General features: G+C 55.7%; 20 protein-coding genes. 3 read left to right on the top strand and 17 right to left on the bottom strand.

Annotated elements, in window-relative coordinates:
- Positions 1 to 248 precede the first annotated feature (248 nt).
- The 3 genes from ACNFIA_RS17145 to ACNFIA_RS17155 are packed head-to-tail and all read left to right on the top strand — an operon-like array spanning position 249 to position 2,887.
- Positions 249 to 1,268, top strand: a complete 1,020-nt coding sequence (locus ACNFIA_RS17145; protein ID WP_416786935.1) for a hypothetical protein — start codon at positions 249 to 251, stop codon at positions 1,266 to 1,268.
- A 10-nt stretch (positions 1,269 to 1,278) separates the two neighbouring features.
- Positions 1,279 to 2,328 (top strand): ParM/StbA family protein, encoded by a 1,050-nt coding sequence (locus tag ACNFIA_RS17150; protein WP_024764887.1) that lies wholly within the window; start codon positions 1,279 to 1,281, stop codon positions 2,326 to 2,328.
- A gap of 7 nt (positions 2,329 to 2,335) precedes the next feature.
- A complete protein-coding gene (locus tag ACNFIA_RS17155; RefSeq protein ID WP_370601938.1) occupies positions 2,336 to 2,887 on the top strand; it encodes a hypothetical protein in 552 nt (183 codons plus the stop codon).
- A 77-nt stretch (positions 2,888 to 2,964) separates the two neighbouring features.
- Here the strand turns inward: ACNFIA_RS17155 and ACNFIA_RS17160 are convergent, their stop codons facing one another.
- The 17 genes from ACNFIA_RS17160 to ACNFIA_RS17240 all read right to left on the bottom strand — a co-directional run bounded on the left by ACNFIA_RS17160 (position 2,965) and on the right by ACNFIA_RS17240 (position 19,821).
- Positions 2,965 to 3,384 (bottom strand): hypothetical protein, encoded by a 420-nt coding sequence (locus ACNFIA_RS17160; protein ID WP_200890650.1) that lies wholly within the window; start codon positions 3,382 to 3,384, stop codon positions 2,965 to 2,967.
- A 70-nt stretch (positions 3,385 to 3,454) separates the two neighbouring features.
- Positions 3,455 to 4,003 carry a hypothetical protein gene (locus tag ACNFIA_RS17165; protein ID WP_370601939.1) on the bottom strand — a complete coding sequence of 183 codons (549 nt, stop codon included), beginning with the start codon at positions 4,001 to 4,003 and terminating at the stop codon, positions 3,455 to 3,457.
- A complete protein-coding gene (locus tag ACNFIA_RS17170) occupies positions 4,000 to 4,962 on the bottom strand; it encodes a hypothetical protein (protein ID WP_370601940.1) in 963 nt (320 codons plus the stop codon). Before ACNFIA_RS17170 ends, ACNFIA_RS17165 begins: the two co-directional genes overlap by 4 nt.
- Positions 4,963 to 5,067: 105 nt before the next feature.
- The gene (locus ACNFIA_RS17175) at positions 5,068 to 7,080 is read right to left on the bottom strand and encodes a hypothetical protein (RefSeq protein WP_370601941.1); all 2,013 of its coding nucleotides are present in this window, start codon (positions 7,078 to 7,080) and stop codon (positions 5,068 to 5,070) included.
- On the bottom strand, positions 7,073 to 8,482 hold the full coding sequence (locus tag ACNFIA_RS17180; protein WP_370601942.1) for a hypothetical protein: 1,410 nt from the start codon (positions 8,480 to 8,482) through the stop codon (positions 7,073 to 7,075). The genes ACNFIA_RS17175 and ACNFIA_RS17180 overlap by 8 nt, the downstream gene beginning before the upstream one ends.
- Positions 8,479 to 9,372, bottom strand: a complete 894-nt coding sequence (locus tag ACNFIA_RS17185) for a TlpA family protein disulfide reductase (RefSeq protein WP_370601943.1) — start codon at positions 9,370 to 9,372, stop codon at positions 8,479 to 8,481. Before ACNFIA_RS17185 ends, ACNFIA_RS17180 begins: the two co-directional genes overlap by 4 nt.
- 8 nt (positions 9,373 to 9,380) lie before the next feature.
- The gene (locus ACNFIA_RS17190; protein ID WP_416786941.1) at positions 9,381 to 10,184 is read right to left on the bottom strand and encodes a sel1 repeat family protein; all 804 of its coding nucleotides are present in this window, start codon (positions 10,182 to 10,184) and stop codon (positions 9,381 to 9,383) included.
- Entirely contained in the window at positions 10,156 to 10,866 is a 711-nt protein-coding gene (locus ACNFIA_RS17195) for a transglycosylase SLT domain-containing protein (protein ID WP_024764896.1), read from the bottom strand. Before ACNFIA_RS17195 ends, ACNFIA_RS17190 begins: the two co-directional genes overlap by 29 nt.
- Positions 10,863 to 11,519, bottom strand: coding sequence for a hypothetical protein (locus tag ACNFIA_RS17200; protein ID WP_024764897.1), 657 nt, complete (start codon positions 11,517 to 11,519; stop codon positions 10,863 to 10,865). The genes ACNFIA_RS17195 and ACNFIA_RS17200 overlap by 4 nt, the downstream gene beginning before the upstream one ends.
- The gene (locus tag ACNFIA_RS17205; protein ID WP_416786943.1) at positions 11,503 to 12,774 is read right to left on the bottom strand and encodes a hypothetical protein; all 1,272 of its coding nucleotides are present in this window, start codon (positions 12,772 to 12,774) and stop codon (positions 11,503 to 11,505) included. The genes ACNFIA_RS17200 and ACNFIA_RS17205 overlap by 17 nt, the downstream gene beginning before the upstream one ends.
- A gap of 1 nt (position 12,775) precedes the next feature.
- Positions 12,776 to 13,153, bottom strand: a complete 378-nt coding sequence (locus ACNFIA_RS17210) for a hypothetical protein (protein ID WP_017520033.1) — start codon at positions 13,151 to 13,153, stop codon at positions 12,776 to 12,778.
- Positions 13,134 to 16,079, bottom strand: a complete 2,946-nt coding sequence (locus tag ACNFIA_RS17215; RefSeq protein WP_416786945.1) for a VirB4 family type IV secretion system protein — start codon at positions 16,077 to 16,079, stop codon at positions 13,134 to 13,136. Before ACNFIA_RS17215 ends, ACNFIA_RS17210 begins: the two co-directional genes overlap by 20 nt.
- Positions 16,072 to 16,551 carry a hypothetical protein gene (locus ACNFIA_RS17220; RefSeq protein WP_416786948.1) on the bottom strand — a complete coding sequence of 160 codons (480 nt, stop codon included), beginning with the start codon at positions 16,549 to 16,551 and terminating at the stop codon, positions 16,072 to 16,074. The genes ACNFIA_RS17215 and ACNFIA_RS17220 overlap by 8 nt, the downstream gene beginning before the upstream one ends.
- Entirely contained in the window at positions 16,539 to 16,862 is a 324-nt protein-coding gene (locus ACNFIA_RS17225; protein ID WP_017520036.1) for a TraV family lipoprotein, read from the bottom strand. The genes ACNFIA_RS17220 and ACNFIA_RS17225 overlap by 13 nt, the downstream gene beginning before the upstream one ends.
- A 9-nt stretch (positions 16,863 to 16,871) precedes the next feature.
- Positions 16,872 to 18,398, bottom strand: a complete 1,527-nt coding sequence (locus tag ACNFIA_RS17230) for a conjugal transfer protein TraB (RefSeq protein ID WP_416786950.1) — start codon at positions 18,396 to 18,398, stop codon at positions 16,872 to 16,874.
- Positions 18,395 to 19,189, bottom strand: a complete 795-nt coding sequence (locus ACNFIA_RS17235; protein WP_416787438.1) for a hypothetical protein — start codon at positions 19,187 to 19,189, stop codon at positions 18,395 to 18,397. Before ACNFIA_RS17235 ends, ACNFIA_RS17230 begins: the two co-directional genes overlap by 4 nt.
- A complete protein-coding gene (locus tag ACNFIA_RS17240) occupies positions 19,189 to 19,821 on the bottom strand; it encodes a hypothetical protein (protein ID WP_037012922.1) in 633 nt (210 codons plus the stop codon). The genes ACNFIA_RS17235 and ACNFIA_RS17240 overlap by 1 nt, the downstream gene beginning before the upstream one ends.
- Position 19,822 lies beyond the last annotated feature (1 nt).

A 19,822-nucleotide genomic window follows, 5' to 3' on the forward strand; every position in this document is an offset into this window, starting at 1 on the left:
GATTCCAACGCCACCACACGGCTATCTGCGGCAGAAAGGGGGATTTCTCCGGGGATTCAGAGTGCAAGGTGGCAATGTAGAAACGGAGCATTGAGCGGCCCTATTCGGCGACTAGCGGGGACTGACGGGGTTGGTAGGGAATCGCAACGGCGGATATGGGGATGCTTGGGTTGCCAACGGCTAGATGAGGTGTCCCAAAAGCCCTCAACGTTACGAAATGGACGGAAAACGGCGATCGAGGTGAGGTTGTGAAGAAAGAAGTCAGGGATAGCCTCTCAAAGGACTTCGTACAGCAGCTCGAAAGGGCGCTGGCAGCGCGCGAAGAAACACTCAACTCGATCGAGCAGCAAGTCCTAACGATGGCTGCAGTGGCCAGCGATCTACTGATGGGCCTGGAGATCGAGCTCTCTCATTTTCCGCTCACCATTGGGGAAAAGACCTACTCCACTTTTTGGAAGTGGAGTCCTGCGAAAAGGTCTGCTGGATCACTGCGCCTCTACTTGAAGTGCAATGACTACGAGACTGGGAGGTTGGCTAGCCGGCGAATGGTGATTCAGCCAAGCGCGCCGGGAGACGTCGGGCCAATCCTTGAGGACCTCTTGGGTAAGCGACAGTCTGGTCATCTCCTTCGAATGATCAGCGAGTTTCTTGATCACTCGGATCGAGCTAGCCGCTGGGCTCACCAGCTCGCCGGAGCTGAGACCATTCGTACAGAAGAGTTTGGGTCAGTGATCAGTGCCTGGGTCGGGTTACTAGCCGAAAACGCAGCGCCTGCTGCAACCCGTCTGAGAGAACTGATCACCAGGTTCAATGCAGTCGATGACGAACTTCGGCATGCCGTTTTCGAGTTCAACGAGTCGAGTCAGCCTGTACGATACGGGTCGATTATCTGCAGGCCGGATGTGTCTCCAAGCGATCCGCTTGGGCCAACTGAGCCTGTTTTCCGAGTTGTTACCTACTTCAATCGGGCGACTGGAAAACGGCAGACCACGCCGATCGCTGAGTACAAACGCGGCCATATCCTCAGGGAGTTGAGAGCGTCACTGACTACAAAGCTTGGAAGAGAACCAGAACCCGCTGAGGTTGAAGGGGCTCTGCAGGGGCAACGTCGGAGGTCGACGTCCCCCTGGATTACCAGGGAGGTCATCTCCCACTGCTACCTCGGTAAGCACAGCAGCAACATTCTTCGGCAACAGAAAAATATCGCAGCGTTTATGGAAGAGTGGCTCGCTCTTCGCGGGCAATTCCAAGCGCTGTTGGAACCATGAGGGGATGTACATGACGATGAAACTCGAACAGCTGATTGCCATTGACCTGGGCAATGGTTCGACCTCCTACAAAGCAGGAAACGGAAAGGAGGGAGAGTTTCCTTCCCTCGTTGCGTCTTACACGGGGACAGGGTTGGGTGGGGCTCTGAGTAAGGATGCTTTTCAAACCAAGAATGGACGCAAGTACCTGGTCGGCGATGACTGCCGAGAGGAAGGGGCTCGTTCGCGAAGCACCGACTCGAGCTTCTACAAGTCGGATGAGATCCGAGTCCTCTTTCTGAAGGTCCTCAAGGATGTGGGGATCAAAAATCCTGTCATCGTCACAGGCCTTCCCACCGAGTTCGTGAACACTCACTCGGCTGACTTTGAACGTGACCTGAAAGCCTGGGCCCGTGAAGATGGCTATCAACCCGAGATGGTGAAGGTTCTGCCTCAGTTTGCAGGGCCATGGTTCGATCCGGACCTCCTCGATGAGGAAGGTAAACCGATCGACACCACTGCGATGAGTAAGGGCCGGTGGGGAATCATTGATATCGGCTACGGCACCATTGATGGAGGTGGATTCAACAATGGCCGGGTAAGCGATACACGCTACGGTGAGTCCAGCGGTGTCTCGGACATTCACAAGGACATTTACACGTCGCTCAGCAACCCGGAGCAATTGAATGACCTGATCGCGAAGAAGGGCGCGAAGCTGCCGAAGGGTTTCACCCTCGACAGCCAGATCAATGAGTACACGATGGATGTCTGGCTTCGTGAAGGACACTTCATGTGGCGTGGCACCAAGATCGACATGGAGCCCATCAGCCTCCCAGCTTGCACGAACTTTGCTGATCAGGTCATTCCGCGTTTCATCAAGCACCTCTGGGGGTCGACCGACTTCCTGAGCGGGATGGTCGCTGCCGGCGGCGGGGCAACCATTCTGAGATCCCACATGAAGCGCCACATCACCTGCCCGATCTACTGCGCCAAAGACCCGGACAAGTCTGTGGTCCGGGGCTACTACCGGTACATGATCCTTCAATACTTCAAAGAGCATGCTGTGGTCCGGCAAGGGTGACCGGTAGATGGAGAAGGTAGAGATTCGAGCTGCCCTTACGCCGGGCCACCATGACGCGCTGATCGAGGCCCTGGGGCAGCACAGCCGAAAGTCTGGAAATCAGATGGTGTTCAGCATCTCGGAGGCATGCCTAAGCCTCTGGCCGGTTACTCTGACGGACTACACTCCGCCGGCGCACACTGATCAGCAGTTGGTTAAGGTCAAGATGACCCTTCGAAGCGATCAGTACCCTGACCTCTATAACCGCTACAAGAGCTTGGGTCAGGGAATCCGAGGCATCGTATTCCTCAACATGCTGAACCGACACATGGCCCTGAGCATCGGGGCACCTGAAGAGGTCATGAAAGCCATGACCGACTACGCCAACGGCCGGAGACCGGTGGCTGACAACGGCACTGCAGCATCACCTCTTGGCCAGCACGGCGATAGCGTTCAATCCCGAGTTGAACCGATTGAGCCGGCTCCTGATCAGGAACCGCCGCAGCAGCCCGCAATCGTCTCTCCTGCTCAACCAATGTTTGTGCCTGACCCAATGGCTGACATGGACTTCGGCCTCTGACCTAAGCCCCAAAGAAAAAGGCTATCCCGGGTGACCTGGATAGCCTTTTTCTTTATTGGTTGTTGTGACCTGTGGGACTAGTCGGGGAGGTGTACCCAGAAAAGGCCATCAGCTCGGACCGAGACGCGGAAGCTCGGCCGGTGCACACCAAACCATGCTAGTGCGTAGTTGAAGAACCCAGCGTTGTCGGCGGAGATCGGCGGATTGCTCCCATCAACTCCACGGAGAGTCATGTCGACCAGAGGCGAAGCCGACGAGCCCCCCAGAAGTACGTCAAAGGTCAGAGTTTCCCGGGGCCTTGCAACTGCCGCGGTGGCGACCAGGTCAACGAACGTGGCCATCGGTAGCGCCTGGAACGATGCACCGACAGTAAGCTTGGCTACCATCCGCGATACGAAGGGATTTGCGGAAGAGGTCCACTCCTCAACCATCTCGTTGACTGAGAACGCGTCGTCCTGCTGTAGATAGCTCGTGTCAGTATCGTAGTCGTCATGCATGTGGTTGCTGCGCATCGCTGTCACCAAAATTTGTTCGTTGCCGGTAGTGGCACACACTCAAGCTCGTAACCTATGCGGATCGAACCAACGCCTTCCGGTACACCTTCATGTTTGAGAACCAACCATCCGCAACTTTCCTGATCTCACCAACACAGAGCTCACCGGCTTGCGCCTGATGAATCTCTTCGTTGAATGTGCCAAAAACTGGAAGCGGATGGACGCCATGAATCGCAAGGGTCTCCCGGACAGTGTTTGCGGTGTCCTCGTCCAAGCCAGGCAGCACGTCGATGGCCTGAAAAATGGCAGCCTCTGTCTCGCTAGAATCCACCGGTGCTGCAAAGGGGAGGCTCATCTTCTGTACGACCCTTCCTGGGTATGCTTCCAGCACCTTTGGTTGAAGCTGAGCCACCTGGTTCACTCTGGAGATTACCGCCTCCGGAGTAATGGACCAGGGGCGAGGAGAAGAAACTTCTTCTGCAAGGGTGACTACCTCAACAGCATAAGGGAGCAGAGCTTCGGGCGAACCGCTCAGAGATCGGCGAACGAGGTTTCCCTGCAGGTCGAGGATGAAGGCAGCAATCAACTGTCCTCGATCCTCGAAGAAAAGTTCACCGATCAAAGAGCCGTCCCCTGTAGTGACTGCATTGCCTTTTTCATCTCCTCAATCGCTACCTGTTCTGCACTGCTGCCATGGTAAACAGCGGCCGGGAATTGAATGTATGGATTCCGTTGAAGGCCCTCGAGTTTGATGTCATCGAGGTCGGTGCCAAAGGTTTCTGCAACCCCACGAAGAATATTTGCCCACCCGGCATCATTGCCAGCCTGCGGAAGCCACGCTCTCACTACCTCGTTGTTCGGGTTGACCAGGAAGATCATGGTCGGCCACCAATCGTAGAACTCGGCCTTCTCACCATCACCAGATCCGAAGCCCTTTGACTTTGCAACGTACAGAGCAGCTTTCCCCATGCCGTCTTCAGTGAAAAGGGTGTAGGGCCTGGTCCATTCCATGAAAGTCTTGCCTTGGCCAGACTCTGCTTTGAAACGGGCCGCCGGCGAGTAGAAATACCGATCGACGCAATTGATGAATCCTTGTCCACACTTTGCACCGTCGAAGGTCATTCCAACGCCCAAGCTGCGCTCAGCTTTTTTCTTCGTCATGGCCGGCATGAGGCTGTAATTGAGGTAGTTGTACTTGAGATGGAACCCATTCTGCTCCAGAGCTTTCTTCGTCTCGAAGAGGGCATTGCCTTCTCGGATTGCTCGGTTGTGGGCATCCTCGATGCCAGTCGAGCCAGCTATAGTGGACTTAGCGTCGGAGTAAGAGTTCGACACTACCCAAAGAGTCCAGTCCTTGGATTTCCAGTCGTTGACCTCGCGAACCCGGAATTCAGTGCCATACAGTGCTTCAGGGTTTTTGGCATGCACCATCTCGTAAACGAAAGAGGCCGGCATTTCGAACTTCGGCGTGCCTTCGACAAAGCCGTTAGAGGCCAGCCCATTACCACCAGTGGGTTTACTGTCTCCGCACGCCGCAAGGACGCTGAGACTGACAACGAGTGCGATCGGCATGGACTTCATTTGAGTTGACCTCCTAGCTTCGGATGCGGACCTTTATACCGGCTCAAAATCGGATTTCAACCAAGTAAAACGTCAGAAGGCCCCTTCCGGGGCCTTCTTCATTTCTCAGATGAGGTCGTCAAGGGACGACCTACCAGGTTTTGGCGTGCTTGAGCCAGATGGTGGAGTAGGTGCCTTTTTGGGCGTAGGGATCTGAATCGGCATCTTAGGTGCACCGCGAGCAGCCGACTGCGCCCCTGGAGAAACTCCAGCCAGATTGTTCGTCGCAGCGGCGTTAGACGCTTGGACTTTTGCAAGGGCAGCACTACCACCAGTTGCTCCGCCAGCGACATTTGAAGCCCCTCCTGCTGCTGCACCCGCGATTGAGCTGGTACCACCACTCAGTACCTTGCCACCGACCTTGATGAGCGACCCAGCTATAGCCAGCCCTGTTGCGGCAATTCCAGTAGCGGCACCACCAGGGTTGAATCCGCTCATGCTCTTCACGTCATCCCAGAGCAGGATTTTCGCAAAGATCAGCTCTACAACAGTCAATCCCATGAAAACGACATATTGGCCGGAACCCGCAGATATAAGAAGCGCTTGGTTTTCAGCATAGTTGCCCATGTTGTATCCCTGAAGCGCCTCGTTATTGACGGCAAGCATAGTAGAAGCCATGGTCAAACAGAGGTCGTTGATGAAAACCACGATAAAACAGAAAGCAACAATTTTGACAGTTGTTAGCAGTACGCGAAGAGATGTGAGAGCCGCGATGATGCAAACTAATGGGAATGCAATCAGCATTAGCGCTGCCAACATGGCGCAACCATTTATCATCATCGGAATTTTGTAAATTAGCATCCATTCCTTGAACTTCATTCCGAGATCCTGCAGCTCCGTGTAAGAGCTGTTGAGGACTCGATCTGTCAAGTTGTTGTTTGACATTTCGTCGCCGTTGTAAATCTTCCCCCCATAAGTTGCGAGGGTAGAGCGCCCCGATTTTTTCTGTGCAGCCGCACTTTGCAGGTCATCCAGCATGATCATGGCGGCATCATTACCATCACGCATCCGGGACGTTCGCTCAAAAGCAGGAGCGTACTTGTTAACGGCTGCATGGAAATTTCGCTGCGCTGTATCGATCATCAGGAACATGTCTTTACAGTTGCTTGGGTAAAAGTTTTGGATTCCACCGTCAGGAGGCGCTTCTTTAAATCCTTTGTTCAGATAGTGACGATACTTGGAGTCAGCCGCGTTTAACAGGGCAGGTTCATTACCTGAATCAGCCTCAGGGAACAGTTTTTTTGCCCAATAAGTTTCCGACGGGACCTGATATCCTGCTGGGGGGGTCGTCTGGCCGTCATAGGGGTTCTTGTCAACGGGGATCTTTTCGAGCATTGCCAACCCTCGTTGAGTCCCCTCTTTTACTTTTGAAGCCCCGTCTCGATCGAACAGCGTCGCATGTACAGGGTCACTAGCGTACTCAGGATTATCACCAGTGATTTTGTCTACAAATGAGCGAGAGTCCTCGAACTCAATCTCAGGGGCTCCAATACCCGTTGAACCGAAGAAACCAACGTATCGACCAGCCTCCACAGCGTCTGCGTTATCACCATTGGCCTCGATGAATGCAGGTTGGCACTTGGCTAGATAGTCGGCGTACATTGGATAAACGGGACTATCTATAAAGCGCTTTAACGTATTTTGATCTGTGACGTGATAGGCTCTGGAAAAAGCCTCTTTGTTAAGTTGAGATCCGTTAATGGAGTCTAGATTCTTTTTGAATACCGTGTAGATATTGCCAATGATGGTAAGTGTCCAACCGGCGCCGTTTGCCAACTTCACGCTTCCGGCGGCTCCTGGAAATGAGAAGTTGTTTATGGAAAGCAGGAGATAGATCAAACATGCTCCAGTAATCCCCGCAACGGTTGACCGTAGCTTGTCATCAGGCGCTTGAAACATTCGTACGCCGGACCAGGCAATTGCAATCGTCCCCAAGATGCTGCCAGCGGTTATGGCCAGTACATAATGGTAAGCCTGCCACATGCTGAGGTAATGACCTACTAAGTCGGCAAAATTCCCATTTACCAACTTTAGAAAGTCATAGTCTTTTATGGAGTCAGCGACTTCTGCGTTAGCCATTGGTCAGTGCCTTGGCGGTATCCATGATCAGCTTGCTTCTCTCCTGTTCATGCTTGATTTTGTTTTGCAGCATTTCATATTCCTTACGAAGAGAAGAAAGAGCCATGGTGTATCGGGCAGTATCGCTTTCAGTGAAAGCTTGCTCGTCTGGTTGATTCGAAAGGCCGGTCATCACGCCCATTTCAAGCTTGGAGATGATTTCATCGAGCTCTTTCATCATTGCAAGTGTTGCAAGGTTTCTTTGAGATTGAGCGAACATGGCCGGATTCTTGCGACCAAGGTCGCGCATCATTAGAAACTCAGGCTCTGTTACAACCACGCCAGCGCGATTTACAAGTTGCTTATAGGCGTCACTTTGATCGAACGTTTTGGGATCGGCCTGATACACATTTGTGTACAGGTCAAGGTACTCGCCAGTAAGTTTCTTGGCCTCATCTTCAAGGCTGATCGTGCGTGGAATTACTGTTCTTGCATCCTCCTCGGTACTGTAGGACGGGAGGAGTCCGGAGAACTTTTTGATGTCCTCACAACCCATCTCGGATGCGGCTAATACCAAGGCGGTTTTTCCATCCTCGGCACTACCGCCGCAACTCTTGCTTGGAAGCCCGGCAGTGTTCGAGCCGGACCCCGAACCAGACCCGGAACCACTGCCACCACCAGAAGAGCCAGAACCTGAGGTTCCGCCACTGGATGAACTGCTGCCCGAGCCTTTGACGCCAATCAGGCCGCCTGACTTTCCAGCAACACCGCTCATCAACGACGTCGCGCGGCTCGTGATCTTGTTCTTGGTCTCTTTCATCCGGGTGATGAGACTGCTGGTTATACCGTCACCAGACATACACTTCGGTGACTTGTAACCCTCTTCCACGGTGCAGTCTGCCTCTGCAACGACCTGCAGGTTCTCCTCATAGGCCTTGTCCGCGCGCTGGCGCACACCGCTACAGGTGAGGTTCGAAAGATCAAGGCCGAACTGACCAACTGAGTTGAGTTCGTCGATGACGGACTTCACGGTAGGCTGACTGTACGCAAGGTACATGATGGCCAGGGATGGAGCGTTCTGGATGAACTGCTCAACCATGTTGCCGTACTGGCCCATCTGGCCATCGAGCACCGTGCCCAGATTCAGACCATCACAGCCGACACCTACCTGGGTGGAGCCGTAGGCGCCAACGATGAACTGCTGCTTGTCTTGGAAAGGGGTGAAAGTGTCGAAACTTGTACTGCCACCTCGACCAGCCTTGTTGACAGCGCTACCGCTCACCTTTGCACCAAACAAGCCGGTGACGTCATCCATTCGACGACCCCAGGGCGTATCGGTAGTGTCTTCAACGGCGAGAGCTGTAGTGACGCTACCGGAGAGGGCACATCCGATGAAGAAGACGGTCAGTTTATTGAGTTTCATTTGGCGTCCTTCTTCGCAACGGTGTTGTTCTTCACGTAGGTCATGGCCATCAGTCGCCCTTCGAGCTGATTCAAAGTCCGGTTGCCCACCAGCGTCTCTCGCCGGCTGACCTTCATGTTGTCGATCCAGGTGATCGGCCAGGCCGTGATCCCCATTTTGGTGACGTTGTCTTGCTCTGCTTTGGTGAGCATCCGGCCAGTGAGACCGCGGCCTGTAACCTTCTCTGCAAAGACCTGCGCGTCACGATCCAGCTGGAAGATTTTTACTTTCAACTTCGGGTACTTCTGGACCAGACGGCTGAGGGTTGCCAATTGTCGATCGCAGACCGGGCAGGTGGATTCGGTGAACACACTGATGCTCAGAGAGTCCGTATCGATCGGTTTCACCGCGGCCGACTGCTCCATTGCAGCATCGAGTCCTTTGATGTTCTGCAAATCGCCGCGCTGCCACATCGCCATCTGATAGAGATCGGCTGCTTGCTTGTACTGTCCCCAGGTCTGGTCCATGTATGTGACCAGCTCGTTAGCAGCTTGCGGGGTTTGCTCCAGCTGCAGCTTGATCACTGCGCTTGGCGTGCCAGGCTGGAAGTTGAACTCGAGCCCGTTGTTGTTGGTGATGCGCAGCGGCGCATTGGGGTTCTTCTTGGCGTTGCGATTGAGCTCGGTGCAGTTCTTCATCCACTCCATGTGTTGGCAGTCGAGGATGTTCGGCAGCTTGTCCAGCTCTGCGTTTTCACGGTCCCGGGTGTTCTGGTTCACCTTGTCCAGAGCTGCGGTTAGGGCATCGCTCAGGACATCCTGACCAGAGGGAACGTTGGACATCACAGTGTTGGCGTTGAAGATGAACCCGCCGGCGATGAAGGCGAGCCCGATTTTGAGCTTCTGATTCATGGATGACCTCAGTTCAGGATCGATGTCAGATCGGCGAGCAGCGATGCAGGGTTATTCAACACCCGTGGCTTACCGTCCTTGGGAATGAGGACCAGTGCCGGGGTACTGCGCACTCCGAACTCACTGGCAATTCGGCCGCCCAGATCGGGTTGAAACCCCTGCGTCGGTAGCTGGCTGGACTGCTGGTTGAAGACTTTTCTCGGGTCCCATGCTTCCTGATCGACGATCACGAAGAACTGGGTTTCCACTCGCTCTCCGAACCTGGCTTGTGCTTGATCTGCCAAATAGCGGATGTTCTTCACCGCATCGGAGCTGTCTGCTACGAAGGCTTTGATCGTGACGTCTGCAGCGACGTCGCGAAGGGGCTCCACAAAGCGGCCGAGTTGCTTCTTCATTGCTTCGGCCTGACGCCTGGCGGCTTCCATGTCTTGAGGAACTGGGAGGCCGCTCAATCCTGCGATAGAGGGGAGAGCACCCGGCGTCGACGCAGCCAGCGTTTTCTCGACTTGGATCAGCATGGCCTCGCTTCCCTTATGGCCCCGCTTTGCGGCGGCTTCGAAGAATGTCTTGGCGCGCTGCAGATGATCAGGTGTGTCGGTCGCCCGCATCATCATCATGCCCAGGTGGTACATCGCAGTGACATTGCCGGCTTTGGCCTCTGGGAACAGGAGATTCCAGGCCTTCTGGTTCTCACCCTTGAGCATGAGCACAAGGCCCTCACCAACACGCTGATCCTCTGAAGGACCTTTATCAGCAGCATGGATTGAGGCGCTGAGCAGCAGGCTACTTAGCAGCAACGGCAATACCCGCACGGGCTTTCTCCTTCTGGTAGATCGGCATGAACTTCGCCATGTAGGCATCGCGATATCGCTTGGTTTTCGAGTGGTAGTAGCCAACGGCCTGGAGGTCTGAGCCGTACTGCTTCTTGAGCTCTGCAAGATGGCTGGCCGCGTAACTGAGGTTGAACGCTGGATCGAGCCATTGCTGAACGCTCCCCTTACCTTTTCCATGGAAGCGATAGCTGATCTGCGCAATCCCTAGATCTGTGTTGAGCAACCAAATCCTGCGCACTCGGAACTGGCCGTCCAGGACTTCCTTGCTGTCATCTGCTCGCTGTTGCAGCGCCCGGAACCCCTGCATCTGACGGCTTTGCTGGTAGCTGGATGCGAAGCTCTGCGCAGCGCGCTCTGTGGGGAAGAATCGGCGGATTGGCTTGGCGTCTTTCTCGGGGATGATCTTCACCAGCCAGGGCGCCGTAGTGAGCGCCCATAGTGCGTTTACGGCCTGGTCTTTAGTGCTGAACCAGAAGCCTTCCCCATCGACGTTGAACACCCAGGGGCTCTTCTTCGACTCTTTTTGCACCAGGGCCCTGAAGACGATGCGATCAGCACCATATCTCAGGGCTACAGAGTCAATGAGCGGGTCGTAGTTGAAGTCATCAGCGGCAGCCAGAGAGGCAAAAGACAACGTAATGGCGAAGAGGGCACCTCTCATCCGCGTACGTCCTCGATGGTGGTGAAGTGACGTTTGCGCAACCACTCCAGCGCCTTACTCCGATCGCGAGCACATGCATCAAGCCGGCGGAATGCCTCTGGGTGCGGGTCGACAGAAGAGGTACCCAAGAACTTGTGGGTCAACTCGTGATGGATGATGTAGCGAATGACGAAGACTGGAGCCCCTTGGCCTGCAGACTTCGAGAGGATCGGGTGGACCAGAAGAAACTCGTCCCCATCCACCATCTCAATGCTGCCGGGCGCCACGTAAATCGTGTCATCGCAGACCCGATTCACTTTCTTGGCGACATCCGGCCAGGTCGGGTCTTTAAGAAGGGTCAGAACCTTTACGTAGAGCAGGGCAGCATCTCGGGGACCATCCGGAGAGAACTGCGCGAGCAGTTCCTTTGCTGTCTTGAGGTCCTTCTTATGGAACGCTTCGACACCCAGTTTCAGATCAGCCAATTCCGTAGGCTGAAGACTCTGGATATCGGTAACCGGCTCGGGAGACTCACACGCGCTGGGGATACCCCAGCGCGGGCGGATTTCGATAGAGCCGCCGAAATAGGCGCGATTAACTTCATCAGCCAGGCGCTCCAGATTGATTTGCTCATCTGAAGAGACCTGTAGCAGGACGTTAGATCGAACACCCATTCATTGCGCTCCAATATTTATGAGCGACTTGACCGTTCTTGTCTTGAAGGTCCAGGCGATCGCCCACGATTGACACTCGATACCCATCGAGGAAGTCGCCTTGACCGACCATGTCTTCACTGCCACCGCGGACGATGAATGCATGTGCGACGCAGGTGGAGCAGTTGCGAGCAGCTTCAGCGATAGCCTTCACACAGATCCTCGGCCGAGCGTTGGTAGCAGCAACAGGGGAAGCCTTTGCTCTCGGCTGTTGCGTCTTAACCGTAGCCTTGGCTACAACTCGATGCTGGACCGGGGCCGGCTTTACCTGCTTGGATTGCGCTTCCTTCAGGTCGGCCTCGACCTTGTTGAGCTTCTTCTCCAATGCAGCGATTTGTTCCGCTTGCGCGGCCACTTCGGCATTTGTTTTCGCCAAGGCCGCCTGCTCCACAGGCGATTCCTTTCCTGCCCCACTATCCGGGTTGGGAGGAGTGGTTCCAGTGAAAACGGGGGGCTGATTTCCAGGGGCAGGTTCAGAGGGTTTCGGCACTTCGGCATGACTTGCAGTCGGAGCTGGGCCACCGAACGGATTCGCCTGTTCACTTTGTCCTGGAGTGAAGGGCTCGGAGGTTTCGGCTGCCAGATTCGGTGATGCACCAGCATGATCAGCTGGAGTGCTCAATGGCTGATCCGCGCCCCCGAATGCTGCCGGCGGGGTGGGCTGCTCCGGTGCTTGTTGGAAAGGCACAGCAGCTTCAGCCATAGGTTCCTGGCTGTGTCCGGAGGTAGCGCCAGGGCCAGCAAGAGGGAGGGACAGGTCTTCTTTTTGAGCAGATGCATGTTCAGGCTCACCAGCAGGCTCAGTGCCGAATGCCATCCCTTCCTCTGTCGATGGCGTCGATTGCTGAGCCGCCTCTGTTGTCGCAGGCGTCGGCTTTTCGCTCGGGGAGTCCATCTGCCCCTTGGCGAAGATGACCACCGCAACCAGGAGAATGCCACCGATCAGCTTCTGCCCCTTGGTGAGCTTGTCTATCGGGTTGGTCTTCTTCGGGGGTTGAGCTGCCGCCTCCTCCGGGAGAGGCTCATTTGGTTCATCGATGTCGTCGAGTCCATCGGACCGCGGAGGTAGTTCGTCGTCGGCCCCGCCGAGTTCAATCGTTGGCTCGGCCGTGCGATCGGCCGCTTCCTGGCCTTGTTTCTTGCGACCGAGATTCCCCACGCCGGCGGTGATCTTGCCCACGAGGTCCGTCAGGGAAGGTTTGTCTTCTTTGCTCATCTTATTGTCCCAATACCGGCAGATAGGTAGGTGCTTCTTCCGTCCAACGCCCGGGGGCGATCTGGACGCATTCCTTGTGGCTCGGAACAAGCATTCCGTTCTGAACCCGTGCGGGAATCTCGACCCCGCACTCAATCATTGGCGGGTCCCAGGTGAAGCGGTCGCGCGCGCGCATCTTGCCCTTCAGGTCGGTGAGGACCTGAGTGACACCTTCTTCATAGGCGCGGCGTTCGAGTTCGGTCTGGGGGGTGTAAAGGGGCTTAATCGGTTTGGCCTGCTCTGCGACGATGCTTTCGCGCGGTTCGTACTTGGACGAACAGGCTGCGATAGAGGCGAATGCGGCCACAGCCGCCAGAGTTTTAAGCAGCTTGGTTGACATTGTATCGAGCACCATAGGGGTGAGTTTTTGCCAGTTCGGAGATTGCTTTCTGCCGAGCCTTGGATTCGGAAATAGAGAGGTTCTTGACGATCTCCTGGGTCTTGCGCTCACGCATGGTGTAATCGTCCGGATGCGAAGACGCGATCCAGAGCGCCATGGGGCTGGCGAACAGGCGGAATACGCCGCTGTAGTATTCGCTCTTGGTCGTCCGCATCCTGTAGAACACCTCGCTGTAGAGCGGGGGAAGGGATGCGAGCGAGCGCCACAGATCGATCTCTTCGTTCGTAAAGGCCAGATGCTGCTGAGCGACGTCGTAGTCGGACTGAGAGCAGGCCAGGAAGAAGTAGTGCGACGTGTTCTCGAGGATGCCATCCTGCGAGTCACCCGTCCCAGACGTTTCGGCGTTGATCAGCTTGACGAAGTCCTTGACGGTCTGGGAGATCAGAAGGCACCCCGCACCGTAACGACGGAGCTCCCGATAGAAACTGGAGAGTGCCGATGCCGCGGTTGGATCAGACAGGGTTGCCCATGCTTCATCGACCGCAACGATCTTTTTCCGATTCCGATCGAGCTTGAATTTGCAGTAGAGGTCGATCTGACGGAACAGGGCCAGCGTGACAACCGGCAATGCAGGCGACTTGGCCATCCGTTGTGTTTCGAGGACGGTGAAGTCGTTGTCCCACTGCACCTGCAGGAACCCATCGAACAGCGCAGCGAAAGGCCCCGAGCCGTAGTACAGCGTCAGTGCCTGCGCCAGCGTCTCGCCGCTCTGTTCGGTGAACTTCGTCTTGATCAGGTACGGAATGAAGTCGCGGAAACGCGGCTCGTCCTTCGGGCGGGTTGCAATCCAGTCGGTGTAGAACTCGTTCAGCGCCTGGTACAGCAAAGGCACTGTCACGGGAGTGATAACGGAAGTTTTGGCCTGCTCCGAGGAGCTCGACGTGATCATCATCACCAACATGCGGGCGATGAAGAACATGTCCTCCAGAGACGGCATAACGGCTTGGCCGTTCTCATCGGTACCGATCCAGAAGGGATTGATGCAGATCGGGTTGATGGTTCTGCCGGTAATGGGCTCTTTGAATGGCTCGGTCGCCAGCCGGATGTAGTTCCCGTCTAGGACCAGACAAAGGCTTTCGTAGGAGTCGCCCTTGTCGATAATCCATACCTTCGGGCGGTACTTCACCCGCAACGCCATGAGGAGGTTGTTGAAGGTGAAGGACTTACCAGTACCTGTTGAACCACAGATCAGGCTGTGTGCCGTGTTGGTCATCTTGCCCCAGAGATCTAGGTAGATCGGCTGGCCGGCACGATTGTTCATCAGGATCGCCGGGTCGGCGCATCCTTGGTATTCCACGAAGAACGGGCAAAGGTGGCTGAGAGATTCGGTGAGGTGCGGTGTGTCTCGCCGGAACAGCTTCATGCTGCTCTGACGGAAGTTCAGCGGCATGCTGTTTCGAACGGCAGCGTCACCACGGTGAGCTTCCTTGTGGCCAACGCGCCAGAGTCGGTTTTCCAGCTGCATGGCCTGGTCGTCGACCTGGTGTTCCACAAACCCCATCAGGTTGATATGGAGTGAAACGTCGAAGAACTGCTCCCGGTTAGCTCCGTTTTCAGCGCTGATCTTGGACTTCACTTTCTCCAGGTCGATACGTTGCTGAGCAAGCAAGTCCTTGTCGCCGATCTTCATCGCCTCCTTGCCCGACTGCATCCGCCCGCGTGCCCACAGACGGCCCATCATCGCTACCGGAGAGGGAACGCTCCAGTTGATGGTGACCAGGGACTCGCTCTCGATACCGGACATCGCGACCTGCAGCATTCCAGGGAAGCTGCTCAAGGGTTTGCCCAACGCGGAAACGGGGCGGATGTAGTAGGGGACGCCCGAATCATGGATGGTCCAGCCCTTTTCCTCAGTCTCGACCGAAGCGAACAGCGGTGCGTCGTTGAGCGCCTCACGATTCGGGATGGTGTTGGGATTCTTCAGGCAGTCGAGTATCGGAAGGTCAGGGCGATACCTGGGGGGCTCGACCTTGAAAGACCTGACTGGATTGAACAGTTGGTACTGCCAGTTGATCAGGCCCTGGCCGTTGAGGGAGGCTGGGGAGAATCCGAAAGCTGCCAGAGCCTGGCCAATCTCATGGCAAAGCTGACCGAATTTCTTCGCATGCTTGGTGTACTCCCGATGCGCGAGCTTGTTCGCGTCGATCAGGCCCATCGAGGCGAGAGCACTTTTCGCTGTGTTATCGATGAATTTGCCGAACAGGTACTCGGGGCTCCAGAGCAGGACGAGATAGAAGTCCGTGACGTAGGGATAACGACCCTGGCTGACTTCGCGTTGGATTTCCTCCGTGACGTTGGACTTCACGTCCTCGTCTTCCTCAGCCCAAGGGTTGCCGCCCAGCAGTAGCTGACGCACATTCCCGCGGAGCTGCTCGTCATCGATCTCTGCGAGCGCGTCCTCACGCATCTTTTCGATCGTCTGATCCGAGAGCTTGGTGAAAAACCCATCGGGGGAGCCGGCTGCTTGAATCTGGCGATCGACGATGGAGTTGGCGATCTCGGCCGCAAACTCGTCATCCTCAGCATTGATATTCGCGCGGTAGATTCCGAGCACTTCGCGGATATCACGATGAGTGTGTCGGATGAACTGACCAGCAGAACCAGCTGGGTACTTGTTCAGAACGTCGCCTAGACCACGGCTCAGCTGCCATAGGTCGGCGTTGTTGAGGAGTGACGCATCCATCCCGCGCAGCTTCCAGATCTTCGCGAAACGGCCATCGATGGTGTGGAAATAGCTGCCATGACGCTCGTACAGGAACGCATCCGAAAGCAGCTGAATAGGCATTCCGCCCTGGTATCCCCGGCGCGCCAAGCCCGCCAGCTCAGAGTCATAGAGATGCAGGTCGTTGTGTTGGGACTTAGCCATCAATAGCCCCCTTCAGCGTTGCAGTGATCACCCTGCTTTCTGGGTACACAGTCACGCGCGCGCCACTCACGCGGGTGAGGTACTCAGCGATATCCCGAAGCGAGTTCGGGTGAGTGTTGATCTTGATGACCTGGTTCTGATTGACCTGAGGGTCGAAGTGGGGGTCATAGCCAGATGCTGCAGCCGAGAGGCGAACGATCTCGCCAAGAGTCAGGTCCTGGTTTTTGAACAGCTGAGCCCAAGGGATCTGGTCGCCTTCAATCAGCTGGCGCTTGGTGGTGCTGTTCTTCTTCTTGAAGATTTCGCGGTACAGAGCCACATCTGGCTGGAATACCGTGAGGTCTTGGCCGGAGCCAAGGATCATCTTGGTGTGGTGTTCGCGGATGGCGTCCTTGTACATCTGGGGGAACGCCTCGGCGAAAGCCGGCCCGGTAACCACCAGAAGAGCGAAGGCGACGGTTAGTTTGCCCACTCTGCTTCCTCCACGATGATGTAGTCCCAGCGGCCGCCATGCTTGACCCCGGATTTGGAGTCGGCGTAGGGCACGACCCAGACGGGCGCTACCACGTCAGGATTTCGGATGGGGAAGTAGGGCTCGCTGGAGCCAAGTTCCGGGCGAGCCCGAAGGCCTTGACGGAGCAGGGCGACGGTGTCGCGGCTGGCGCTGCCATGTACGGCATCGTAGATCTGGTCCATCGATGCGCTGTTCTTGAAGGGCTCATCAGTAGAGCAACCAGTGAGGGTCAGAGCCGCTGCTGCCAGCAGGAGGAAGCGAAGATTCATGGCTGGTTCCTAGATGAGGGTGTCGTACATGCCAGGGTCGATCTCAAACGGTTCAGCGGGCTTGAGCACGCGGAACGTCTGGTCGGTGACAAAGCGGAGCTTGATGCCGGGCTCAACGATGACGGTGTCCACCGCTGCGTTGGCTTCCCGCTCGAAGCGCTCGGAAATCTTCTTGAACATCCCAGCGATGCCTTCGTTTACGGCGGCTTTGGTGGAGTCACCAGTGAGCTGGCGGGTAACCGAGCTGGTGCCGTTTTCGACTGAGCTGTTGGTGGTGAACTCTGATTGGCTCAGGGTCGATGCGTAGGCAGCAGCAGCTGCAGCTGCAGACTGCAGGGCCAGGGTGCGGCCTGAAGCTTTATCGAGGCGGCCATACACGTCTTGTTCGTTGTCACGGGTATCGACGATGTAACCAGTGGCCGGAACAGTCTGAGCACCGCCAGTCTCATCCCAGTAGGAGAGCTGCTCGATCCGGATCGTTGCGCGACCAGTGTTCGAGCTGGAGTTGCGATTGCCCGAGCAGAGGCCCATCAGGTGGATGGTGCCCAAGTCGCGTTCAGCGCCGTTTGGGCCTTTGAAGATTCCACGTACAGGAAGGACCACAGGGCGCGCGGGGATCTTGCCTTCCTCAGAGGAGCCCGGTGCGTTGGCGCCGATAGGGCATGCCACGCCGTGCAAGGTCGTAACCTCGACGAATGAGAAGGCGGGCACTTCGTACGTTTCACGCGGGGCTTGGCCTGGCATCGAAACGTTGACTGTTTCTGCTGCCGGCATCGGGTCAGGTCGAGGTTGCCGACCCTGCATCTTGGCGAGAGTCGCGTCGGTGCTGTTGTACGTGTTCACGCCCTGACGTTGGATGCCATTCGTCTCGGGGGCGGTCATGTTGGCGAAGAGCTGTTGCTCAGTGTCTGCAGTAGAACCTGCTCCGCCACCGCTTTTTCCAGTGAATTGCTGGCCGCCGGAGTCCCCATTGTTGAGCAGGAAATAGTTCGGGCCGTAGTTCGGGCCGCTACGGTTCGCAGCCGGAACCGCCGGCAACGGTGGCGCCATCGAGAAGTCTTCGAGGTTCAACCCTCCATCTTTCGACTCTGGAGGCAGGGGCATTGGCGAGCCGTGGTCAAGTTTGTTGACGCCGTTGTAAACGCCATCCACTTGATCCTTGCGCAACTGAGCGATTTCCTCGCTGAGGGCTCTGATCTCGTTGTTCGACTTTTGCTCTGCGTTGCGTTGCTCAGAGGCAAATTTTTCCTTCAACGCCTGGCGGTCATCGTCGCCACGTTTGATCCTGTCCTCAAGGGTCTCGATCTTCTTCGCAAATTGAGTCAGGGCCGCATCTTTATCCTGGATGGTGATCGAGTTGATCTTGTCTCCGCCCAACTCAATGGCTTGAGGTTTGTCAACCGAAGCAGACCCTTTCGATTCACTTGGACCGCCCATGAAGTTCATTGCAACAGCGAGCGCCCCGACGCCTGCAACTATGTACAGTCCACGCTGTTTAGTAATGACATTCTTCTTCTGATCGTTATCGGCGCTCACTGGACTTTCTCCGAGACGATGAACAGAAGACCGCGGTGCGACTCACCATAGACTTCAGTGATGTATTCCGGGGAGGGGCCGAGGATTCGGGAAGAAGGGAGCATCGAAACTTGGCGCGCAATGCCAAGGGCCTCTTTAACAGCCTTGTTGCCATAGTCGATTTGATCGATGGCTACTTTGGTCGCCGTGCGGCCGTTGTTGATTACCTCGTAAGTAGTACCGATGTACTTGGGGCCGACGACTTGAGAGCGAAGTTTGAATTCCAGGGAGCCCTGACGAAATACGACACGATCAGCCTCGGACAGTCGGGAAAAATCCTGCTCGCGATACCCGGACGGTAACTTGCCGTCATACAAATAGTTCATCAGGCCCTTCACTCGACCTTTCGAGTCACGCGCCATAGCAGAACGATCAGGGATTGGTTGTCCGCTGATCGTTACTTGGCTGTCTGCACAGCCAGGCCGAGTGATGAGTTTGAGGATATAGGTCTGCTTGGATGGGCCATCCACGTATGCAAGCCCGGTGTAGAGGGGGTCTGTAGCCTGGAATGCCAACTTGTTCTTGATCGGGGATGGGTAAAAATCCATCCCTTGTGTCACTTCTAGGTAAATACCATCCAGATAAGGCTCAGGGAACAGAACCTCAGCACGCTGGGTGTCGTTGGATATGAAAACCTCAACCGGCGTGTTGTTGTATACGACGGTCCTTGGGTTCCGATTGCACTTTTCGTCTGCGGCAAACGCTGTCGTTGTAACTGCAGCGATGATAGCCGCAGCTAAGAGTTGCTTCATCAATCCGAAATCTCCTGGATGTCGAAGTCATCAGCCACTACAGCCCACTCATAGTATTTAGAGGGTTTGACCGGCTTGATGAGGATCTTCACATTGTACTTAGTCTTCCTGAAGACCTGGTTCAAAGTGGCCCTGTTGCGTTCCGCTTTGAAGGAAACAATGTAACCCTGGGGGCTAACTTCGACTTGATACGGAGAGGATTTTGTGAATACCTGGGTGATCTGTTGTTCTACAGACTGGTTAGCAACAATCTTCAGTTCGTCTTCTTTAAGCGCCCGGAGTCGAGGCGACATCATGCGGAGCGATTCTTCAGCGTTGGTGCGCGCCGACTGCGGAGTGAAGTTGTAATAGTTGTCCAGGAAGACCGCTACGAACGCGATGATATGGCGCTGCGGAATTTGTCGTTCACTGATAAAGACCCCGTCTGCGTTCGGGAATCCATACATGATCCGCTCGCTCTGCAGAATTCGATTCGTTTCCTGGAGGGATCGATTCATGTTGATCAGAACAACGATAACAACCGCCAATACGGCTGCCACAGCAATGAGCGTAATAATTGCTCGCCCAGCCCGGAGCTCACTTGCGCCGAGCAGGTTGAATTGTTTCAGCGGTGGGCCGTATTGCTCGCTCATG

Source organism: Pseudomonas sp. NY15437 (genome assembly GCF_048068435.1).
In the GTDB taxonomy this organism is placed as follows: domain Bacteria; phylum Pseudomonadota; class Gammaproteobacteria; order Pseudomonadales; family Pseudomonadaceae; genus Pseudomonas; species Pseudomonas nitroreducens_B.

Coding starts and splice junctions, on each gene's coding strand:
- ACNFIA_RS17200 (WP_024764897.1), bottom strand. CDS start 11,519: ATGGGTGTTCGATCTAACGTCCTGCTACAGGTCTCTTCAGATGAGCAA.
- ACNFIA_RS17175 (WP_370601941.1), bottom strand. CDS start 7,080: ATGGCTAACGCAGAAGTCGCTGACTCCATAAAAGACTATGACTTTCTA.
- ACNFIA_RS17155 (WP_370601938.1), top strand. CDS start 2,336: ATGGAGAAGGTAGAGATTCGAGCTGCCCTTACGCCGGGCCACCATGAC.
- ACNFIA_RS17215 (WP_416786945.1), bottom strand. CDS start 16,079: ATGGCTAAGTCCCAACACAACGACCTGCATCTCTATGACTCTGAGCTG.
- ACNFIA_RS17195 (WP_024764896.1), bottom strand. CDS start 10,866: ATGAGAGGTGCCCTCTTCGCCATTACGTTGTCTTTTGCCTCTCTGGCT.
- ACNFIA_RS17205 (WP_416786943.1), bottom strand. CDS start 12,774: ATGAGCAAAGAAGACAAACCTTCCCTGACGGACCTCGTGGGCAAGATC.
- ACNFIA_RS17225 (WP_017520036.1), bottom strand. CDS start 16,862: ATGAATCTTCGCTTCCTCCTGCTGGCAGCAGCGGCTCTGACCCTCACT.
- ACNFIA_RS17180 (WP_370601942.1), bottom strand. CDS start 8,482: ATGAAACTCAATAAACTGACCGTCTTCTTCATCGGATGTGCCCTCTCC.
- ACNFIA_RS17185 (WP_370601943.1), bottom strand. CDS start 9,372: ATGAATCAGAAGCTCAAAATCGGGCTCGCCTTCATCGCCGGCGGGTTC.
- ACNFIA_RS17235 (WP_416787438.1), bottom strand. CDS start 19,189: ATGAAGCAACTCTTAGCTGCGGCTATCATCGCTGCAGTTACAACGACA.
- ACNFIA_RS17150 (WP_024764887.1), top strand. CDS start 1,279: ATGACGATGAAACTCGAACAGCTGATTGCCATTGACCTGGGCAATGGT.
- ACNFIA_RS17240 (WP_037012922.1), bottom strand. CDS start 19,821: ATGAGCGAGCAATACGGCCCACCGCTGAAACAATTCAACCTGCTCGGC.
- ACNFIA_RS17170 (WP_370601940.1), bottom strand. CDS start 4,962: ATGAAGTCCATGCCGATCGCACTCGTTGTCAGTCTCAGCGTCCTTGCG.
- ACNFIA_RS17210 (WP_017520033.1), bottom strand. CDS start 13,153: ATGTCAACCAAGCTGCTTAAAACTCTGGCGGCTGTGGCCGCATTCGCC.
- ACNFIA_RS17160 (WP_200890650.1), bottom strand. CDS start 3,384: ATGCATGACGACTACGATACTGACACGAGCTATCTACAGCAGGACGAC.